Source organism: Candidatus Limnocylindria bacterium (assembly GCA_036523395.1).
Classification (GTDB): domain Bacteria; phylum Chloroflexota; class Limnocylindria; order P2-11E; family P2-11E; genus CF-39.
In genome coordinates this window covers 36,441-43,275 of sequence record DATDEH010000084.1, presented here as the reverse complement: position 1 = coordinate 43,275, position 6,835 = coordinate 36,441, and the positions used below count along the sequence as shown (strand labels likewise).

Annotated in this window: 8 protein-coding genes; 2 read left to right on the top strand and 6 right to left on the bottom strand. The window is 68.5% G+C overall.

Features of this window, described 5'->3' with window-relative positions; translation table 11 throughout:
• Positions 1 to 243 precede the first annotated feature (243 nt).
• Positions 244 to 1,236, top strand: a complete 993-nt coding sequence (locus VI056_11440) for a LuxR C-terminal-related transcriptional regulator (GenBank protein ID HEY6203643.1) — start codon at positions 244 to 246, stop codon at positions 1,234 to 1,236.
• A gap of 206 nt (positions 1,237 to 1,442) precedes the next feature.
• On the opposite strand, the gene VI056_11435 is transcribed toward VI056_11440, so the two are convergent.
• From VI056_11435 to VI056_11425, 3 genes are read right to left on the bottom strand one after another with little or no spacing between them, the layout of a single operon-like run.
• Complete coding sequence (locus VI056_11435; GenBank protein ID HEY6203642.1) at positions 1,443 to 1,772, bottom strand: cyclic-di-AMP receptor; 330 nt, start codon at positions 1,770 to 1,772, stop codon at positions 1,443 to 1,445.
• Between the two features lie 29 nt (positions 1,773 to 1,801).
• Positions 1,802 to 2,440: a dTMP kinase gene (gene tmk / locus VI056_11430; GenBank protein ID HEY6203641.1), complete on the bottom strand. Its 639-nt coding sequence runs from the start codon at positions 2,438 to 2,440 to the stop codon at positions 1,802 to 1,804.
• Entirely contained in the window at positions 2,437 to 3,954 is a 1,518-nt protein-coding gene (locus tag VI056_11425) for a R3H domain-containing nucleic acid-binding protein (GenBank protein ID HEY6203640.1), read from the bottom strand. The genes tmk and VI056_11425 overlap by 4 nt, the downstream gene beginning before the upstream one ends.
• 107 nt (positions 3,955 to 4,061) lie before the next feature.
• Between VI056_11425 and VI056_11420 the strand changes: the two genes are divergently transcribed.
• Positions 4,062 to 4,235 carry a hypothetical protein gene (locus VI056_11420; protein ID HEY6203639.1) on the top strand — a complete coding sequence of 58 codons (174 nt, stop codon included), beginning with the start codon at positions 4,062 to 4,064 and terminating at the stop codon, positions 4,233 to 4,235.
• A 7-nt stretch (positions 4,236 to 4,242) separates the two neighbouring features.
• Here VI056_11420 and VI056_11415 read toward each other — a convergent pair whose 3' ends face one another.
• From VI056_11415 to pdxS, 3 genes are read right to left on the bottom strand one after another with little or no spacing between them, the layout of a single operon-like run.
• Positions 4,243 to 5,199 (bottom strand): hypothetical protein, encoded by a 957-nt coding sequence (locus VI056_11415; GenBank protein ID HEY6203638.1) that lies wholly within the window; start codon positions 5,197 to 5,199, stop codon positions 4,243 to 4,245.
• A gap of 36 nt (positions 5,200 to 5,235) precedes the next feature.
• Entirely contained in the window at positions 5,236 to 5,865 is a 630-nt protein-coding gene (pdxT, locus tag VI056_11410) for a pyridoxal 5'-phosphate synthase glutaminase subunit PdxT (GenBank protein HEY6203637.1), read from the bottom strand.
• A 35-nt stretch (positions 5,866 to 5,900) separates the two neighbouring features.
• Positions 5,901 to 6,815 carry a pyridoxal 5'-phosphate synthase lyase subunit PdxS gene (gene pdxS, locus VI056_11405; protein HEY6203636.1) on the bottom strand — a complete coding sequence of 305 codons (915 nt, stop codon included), beginning with the start codon at positions 6,813 to 6,815 and terminating at the stop codon, positions 5,901 to 5,903.
• Between the last annotated feature and the right edge of the window lie 20 nt (positions 6,816 to 6,835).

The following is a 6,835-nucleotide window of genomic DNA, read 5'->3' as shown; positions in this document are numbered from 1 at the left end:
CACTGGGCGCAGCGCATCGCGAACTACTACCCAGATCTACTTTTCAAGCGGGACGACATCCCGATCGGTAGGCACCTCCGCTACCGGCGGTTGCACGACACGCTTGAATTGGCCATCGGCGAGGCGCAGGGCGGACGGCTCGAGGTTGCGCACGCGCTCGCGCACGAATCGCAGCGCCTGGGCGACGAGGGGGAGCCGCTACGCGTCGTCGCACACGATCTAGCGAAGCTGGTTCGGCTCGGCATGGGCGAAAAGCATGAGTTCGAGCTCGCGTTTCCTGCGCATGCGTGCCGCCCGACGGGGCCGTCGCCACTGGGCGTCTGGGAGATGCTCTTCTATCTCATGCCGTTCCTCGCGCTGCGAGATGACGACTCACTCGGGTGGGCGGCACACGTCGCAGAGCGCATCGCGGTGCGGCTGGCGGCGCCCCGCGCCGAGCTGCAAGGCATCTCATGGATCGTGGCCAGTGAGCTTCGCGCGGGACGGCGCAGTCGAGATACCGAGCTTGCGGGACTTCTCGCAAAGGCGCGACGCGGCACGCCCGGTCTCCGAGGCCTGCCCGTGTTCCTCTCGGGCTACGCCGAGCGGAACTACGACGCCTTCCGCGAAGCCGAGCACCTTGCTCGGCGCGCAGGCAACGTGTGGCTGCAGATCAGTGCCTTGGTGTGGATGCTCGCGATCGAGCCGCAGGGCTCGACGGCGGGCCGCCTCCATCGGCTCCTCGACATCACCGCATGGCGGCAGCCGATCCTCACTCCGCCAGATGTCGCGGCGGATGCGGCGCTAGCGATGACGGTCACCGGCGAGCGCGGCCGATCGATCCTCGAGCTCGCGCTCACGGCGGGCAGGCCCGCGGTCACGACGGAGGTCGTCATGCGCCACCTGGACGACCCAAACGTGGCGAGCGCCGCGCGCACTGCGGCCGTCGACGTCCTCGGGCTCGTCGGCACGATGCAAGCGCGGGACATCCTCGCGCGGCTCGCGAAGCGCAACGACGACGTGGGCCGCTCCGCCGCGAAACTGTCTTCGCACGCAGGGCCGACCATGACCCTGAGCGAACGCGAGGTCGAGGTGTTGTCGCTGGCGGCGGACGGCCTCACGAATCGCCAGATCGCGGAACGCCTGTACCTCAGCCCGCACACCGTCGCGCGTCATCTCGCGAATGCGCGCGCCAAGCTCGGCGCGTCGAACCGCGCCGAGGCCGCCGTCCGACTGGAGAAATCGCGCGAGCTGTAACGCCGTCCCGTGCTAGCGGCCTAGACCAGGACCGGTCGAACGACCTCGACAGCGCGCCGCCGACCACGAACCAGCACCAGAACGAACGCTTCGGGCATCGTGCGGCAGCCTGCATGCGGCCCGGCCTAGCTCACATCCCCAACAATGACCAACCTCGATTGACTATCGCGTCGGTCGGCATTGACCATCGCGACCGACCTGCGCGACTAGAGGCGTTCGTAGCGGGCCACGTCGAGGACGAAGACGGTCGCTCCCCCGAAGGTGACCTCCACGGGGTAAGGCATGTAGAACTCGCCCGGCTCCATGATCGGCGGCATCGGGCTGATGTGCTGCGACCGGGCGTGGCAGGTCTCCCGGATCGTCGCGATGACGTCCTCGACCTGCGCCTCCTCGACGCCGACGAGGATCGACGCGTTGCTCGTCTTGAGGAAACCGCCCTGCGAATGAAGGCGCGTTACCCGGTACTCCTTGTCGGTCAGGGCATCGACGAGCGCACCGGCGTCCTCAGGGTGAACGATCGCGACCACGAGCTTCATCCCGGCGGGACTATACCCTCGCCCTCCAGCTACGCCGGAGCGCCGAGCAGCGCGTCCACCTCGCGCCGGATGTCGCCAGCCACGGCGGCCTCATCGCGATCGGCCGCAATGACGACGAAGCGTCGCGGCTCGGCTGCGGCGAGGCGGAGATACGCGTCGCGGACGCGGAGGTGGAGCTCGGTCGCGTCGGCCTCGAACCGGTCCCACCGCGCCTCCGCGCGCCAGCCGGAGCGCGCGAGCCCGACCTCGACCGGCACGTCGAGGAGAAAAGTGCGGTCCGGCACCAGCGTACCGACCGCGACCGCCGTCACCTCGCGGATCGCCTGCAGCGAGACTCCCTGGCCGTAGCCCTGATACACGACGGTCGAGTCGAAGAACCGGTCGGCGATGACGATCTTCCCCGCGTCGAGGGCCGGGCGGATGACCTCGCGCACGAGCTGCGCACGCGCGCTGCTGAACAGGAGCGCCTGCGCCTCCGGGCTGAGCGGGATCTCGCGGGCGTGCAGGAGGATGTCGCGGATGCGCTCACCGGCCGCGGTCCCGCCGGGCTCGCGCGTGAGAACGACGTCGCGGCCTCGTTCGGTCAGTGCCTCCGCAAGGCGGCCCGCCTGCAGCGATTTCCCAGAACCCTCGCCACCTTCGAAGGAGAGAAAGAGGCCGCGCTTCACCGATAGATCTGCACGCGGCGCACGGGTTCATGGCCGGTCGATCGCGACGAGAGGCTCGCGCGCTCCGCGAGCTCGTGCTGCAGCCGCCGCACATAGGCGTTCTGTGGCGAGAGCTCTATCTCGTCGCTCTGCCCGCCCGCGACCGCCTCGATCGCCTCGCGAGCCTCCTCGAGCGCCTGGTCCTCCGGACCGCGGCGCAGGTCGATGACGCTCGCGAGGGCGCTCGCGATCTGGCTCGACGAGTTACTGCGCGCGATGTAGATCGGGATGCCGGCGGACTCGGCATTACGGAGACGCGGCGTCTTGCGGCGGTAGTAGTTCTTCAGGGTCAAGACCACGTCGGCATCCTCGGGTTCGCGAACGATGGCGACCGGCATCCCGAGGCCGCGCGCCGCGTCCTCGACGCGCGTCCACGACAGGCCGAAGGGATACACCTTGATCGTCTCGCGCATCCCGTCGTCCAGTGGCAAGCGCGGCGTGCTGCGACGCTCGACCGCGTCCGCCGGAGCGCGCGTGGGTGCCTGCGTCCTGCGCGCGATCTCGCCACCCTCGGTGCGCTCGCGAATCTCCGGCGCGACCGGCATCCCGAGGAGGATCGCGTCGACGGTCTGCGACACGTCGTTGTAGATGGCGACGCGCTGATAGGCCTGGATCTCGACGAGCACCTGGAACGTTGGCGGTGCCTTTCGCTCGAGCACGGATTTCTGCGTTCCGCGGCGCCGCGCTTCCTCGTCCGACAACGTGACTGTTTGGATCCCACCGACGAGGTCCGTGAGCGTCGGGTTGAGCATCAGGTTCTCGAGCGTGTTGCCGTGCGCTGTCGCGATGAGCTGCACGCCGCGCTCGGCGATCGTGCGCGCCGCTGCGGCTTCCTGCTCCGTCCCGATCTCGTCGATGACGACGACCTCGGGCATGTGGTTCTCGACCGCTTCGATCATGACCGCGTGCTGCAGCGACGGTGTCGGTACCTGCATGCGCCTCGCGCGGCCGATGCCCGGGTGCGGGATGTCGCCGTCGCCGGCGATCTCGTTCGACGTATCGACGATGACGACGCGCTTCGCCAGGTCGTCAGCGAGGACGCGCGCGACCTCGCGGAGCATCGTCGTCTTGCCGACGCCGGGCCGGCCGAGAAGAAGGATGCTGCGTCCTGACTCAACGATGTCGCGGATGATCTCGACGGTGCCGTAGACGGCGCGGCCAACTCGGAGCGTCAGGCCGACGACCTTCCCGGCGCGGTTCCGCAGCGCGCTGATGCGGTGCAGGGTCCGCTCGATACCGGCGCGGTTGTCGCCGCCGAACTGCCCGATGTGCGAGATGACATACGCGAGATCCTCGGCGGACACCTCGCGCTGCGACAACATTTCTTCGCGGCCCACGAAGCGCGCTTCAGGGGGACGACCGAGATCCATCACGATCTCGAGGAGACCCTCGAGTCCGTCCAGCGCGCGCACGCGCTGCGCCAGGTCGGGTGCAAGTCCCCGGAGCAGCGCCTCGAGCTCGTCGCTCTGCTGCATTCACTAAAGAGCATATCGATGCCGCCTTGGCATCCGGCCGGTGAGGCAGGTGGGGAGCGGGCGCCTGTAACGCTGGACGTGAGCGATCGCGATGGGGTCCTGCAACTGTGCGAGGCGCTCCGAAAGAAGCGAGCTACGACGCCGAACACATGCGACCGATGCGTCGTGCCGACGGCGACAGCCTGACGCCACGTCCCGCCGACATTCCGATCATCCTTCGGATCCTTCCCACCGGCGAGCGGATGGAATTCAACTTGCCGCGGGCGCCTGTGATCACCTAGCTCGGTACTAGCGCACCACCGCCGGCGCAAGCGCCGGCTCTTCGACGCGGACGGCGAGCTCTTTCACGAAGAGCATCGCCGTCGCCGCGTCGCGGAAGCCCTCGGATAAGAGCGCGCGCGCCACGTGCTCCTCGTACGAACGCACCGGTGATGTGACCGGCCTGCCCGGTGGCAGCGTCCGCACCGCGGCGCGAACGAGATCGCGCGCCATGTCGACGTCGCCCGCGTCGGTGCGCACCTTGAGCACGTTGGGATGGCGCTCCATTCCGGCGAACGCGAGCGCGACGGCGTACGGCTTCGATTGCTCGTGGTCGATGAGCGCCATGCGAAGGCTCATCGCCAGCGGATTGCCTCCGATGAGATGCGGCGGGTCGTACGCGCCGCCGCGCCGGCCGACGTCGAAGTCACGCATCGAGAGCTGCTCGGCGCGCTGCACGGCGTGCGGCGTCGTCATGGCGTAGAAGCGGAACAGGTCGTGGGCGTCGACGGACGTCGCCGGTCGGGCGCGCATGCGCTGCGAGGGCGCCAGCAGCGCCGCGCGCGCGGCCGCGTACCAGGTTTCGCGTGTGTACGAGTAAAAGCCGGCCTGGAAGAACGTCTCGCGCGGACGCGCTTCGTCGGGCACGGCCGCGAAGAGACGCTGCATCCCCGAGCGCGCGGCCGAAGCGCTGATCCCCGACAGGAGGCGGAACGCGCTATCGGTTCCGCCGGGCTCCGGGAGCGCCGCTAGCACGAGAACGACCCATTCCGGTCGCTGACCGTCGTATACGAGCGCGGTGCTCCGCAACTGGCCACGGTATTCCTCCAGGTAGATGCGGAGGCGCCCGCCCAGACCGAACAGTCCACCCATCAGACCGCGCCACCCACCGACCGCGCCGCCAGCGAGCGGTACCGGCAGCGCCGACGCGACGATACCCTCGCGAGTCCGCAGCGCGGACTCCAGCAGCGCCGAGATACGACGCATGTCGAATGGCGTTGCCGCGCGCGCGGGCACCCGGCTTCAGCGCTTCCCGAGCGACAGGAAGAGACGGTGGAAGCGCTCATCGTGCGTGAGCTCAGGGTGGAAAGACGTCGCGAGCACATTGCCGTCGCGTGCCGCGACCACGGTGCCGTCTTCAAGCCGGGCGAGCACCTCGACGCCTGAACCGATGCGCGTGATCTTCGGCGCACGGATGAAGACGGCGTGGAACGGACCGCCCGACATGCCCTTCACGTCGAGATCCGCTTCGAACGAGTCGATCTGCCGACCGAACGCGTTGCGCTCGACCGTGATGTCCATGAGCTCCGCGAGCGGATGCGGATGACCCGGCACATCCTTCGCGAGGAAGATCGCGCCGGCGCAGGTGCCCCAGACAGGCATGCCGTCCTTCGCGCGCTCGCGAAGTTTCGGGATGATCCCGTACTTATCGGCGAGCTTGCCGATCGTCGTGCTCTCGCCGCCGGGGATGATGAGGGCCTCGATGTCGTCGAGCTGTTCCGGCCTGCGCACGTCGACGCCCTCGGCGCCGATGCCTCGCAAGGTGCTGAGGTGCTCGCTGAAGTCGCCCTGGAGGCCGAGGACGCCGACGCGAGCCACGGCGAGGGCGGAGCCCTTACTGACTAGCGAGGCGGAGTGCGGGAGCTTGCTCACGCACGGAGACGAGCGAAGTCAGAACGCCGAAGGCGTTACCAGCCGCGGACGGCAAGGCGTTCGCCGGCGGGGATGGTCTCGAGGGTGATGCCGCGCATCGGCTCGCCGAGACCGCGCGAGACATCGGCGATGAGCTTCGCGTCGGTGAAGTGGGTCGTCGCCTCGACGATCGCCTTCGCGAAGCGCGCGGGCTCTCCCGACTTGTAGATCCCCGAGCCGACGAAGTTTCCTTCCGCCCCGAGTTGCATTGTCAGCGCGGCGTCGGCAGGCGTGGAGATACCGCCGGCACAGAAGAGGACGACCGGAAGACGCTGATTCGTCGCGACGTCGCGCACCAGTTCGACCGGGACGCGGTATTCCTCGGCCTTCGCGTCCAGCCCCGTGTCCTTGAGCTCGGCGAGCGCGCGGATCGCGGAGGTGATCGCGCGCAGGTGCGTGACGGCCTCGACGATGTTGCCGGTGCCGGCCTCGCCTTTGCTGCGGATCATCGCAGCGCCCTCGTGGATGCGACGAAGCGCCTCACCAAGGTCTCGCGCGCCGCACACGAACGGCACCTTGAAGTCGTGCTTCTGAACGTGGAATTGGACGTCCGCGGGCGTGAGGACCTCGCTCTCGTCGATGTAGTCGACGCCGAGCGCCTGGAGCACCTGCGCCTCGGCGAAGTGTCCGATGCGACACTTCGCCATGACCGGAATGGTCACGGCGCCCATGATCTCGATGATCTTCTGCGGGTCGCTCATCCGTGCGACACCGCCCGCTGCGCGGATGTCGGCCGGCACGCGTTCCAGGGCCATGACCGCGACGGCACCGGCGTCTTCCGCGATCCGCGCCTGATCGGCAGTGACCACATCCATGATCACGCCGCCCTTCAGCATCCGAGCGAGCCCGCTTTTCAGCGTCCAGGTACCGGTGGAACCGTTCGCGCCGTTGGTGTTCTGCGGAGAGGCCATGTGTACGCAATCGTAACGCC

What these genes read in the sequence shown, in the direction of transcription:
- VI056_11425 (HEY6203640.1), bottom strand. Translation starts at nt 3,954, where the DNA reads ATGCAGCAGAGCGACGAGCTCGAGGCGCTGCTCCGGGGACTTGCACCC.
- VI056_11440 (HEY6203643.1), top strand. Translation starts at nt 244, where the DNA reads ATGGGCGAAAAGCATGAGTTCGAGCTCGCGTTTCCTGCGCATGCGTGC.
- pdxS (HEY6203636.1), bottom strand. Translation starts at nt 6,815, where the DNA reads ATGGCCTCTCCGCAGAACACCAACGGCGCGAACGGTTCCACCGGTACC.
- VI056_11435 (HEY6203642.1), bottom strand. Translation starts at nt 1,772, where the DNA reads ATGAAGCTCGTGGTCGCGATCGTTCACCCTGAGGACGCCGGTGCGCTC.
- VI056_11415 (HEY6203638.1), bottom strand. Translation starts at nt 5,199, where the DNA reads ATGCGTCGTATCTCGGCGCTGCTGGAGTCCGCGCTGCGGACTCGCGAG.